Below are 238 nucleotides of genomic sequence, written 5' to 3'. Positions count from 1 at the left end.
CCGGCCGGCGGGCGCTCGGCGTCGCGTCCGACCATCCCGAGCCCGCTGCACTCGTCGCCTCGCTCACCGAGGACGCCGGCTACGCCGCCGTCCTCGTCCCGGCCCTGCGCGACGGAGCCGCCTTCGAACCGGGCGGCCCGGTCTTCTGCGCGCAGCTCGACGCGGCCGGCTTCCGGACCGCCATCGAGGACGAGACCGGCCTGGTCGCCTGACCCTCACCCGCATCACCGCATCACCC

1 pseudogene is annotated in these 238 nt (G+C 76.5%); it reads left to right on the top strand.

The window, feature by feature from the left end:
- Positions 1–212 (top strand): annotated as a pseudogene (locus SB754_RS22835) (NADP oxidoreductase); the annotation flags it as partial.
- Positions 213–238: the final 26 nt, after the last annotated feature.

It is taken from the genome of Leifsonia sp. SIMBA_070, from assembly GCF_046534635.1.
Classification (GTDB): Bacteria; Actinomycetota; Actinomycetes; order Actinomycetales; family Microbacteriaceae; genus Leifsonia.
This window is presented reverse-complemented; position numbering and strand designations above follow the sequence as displayed.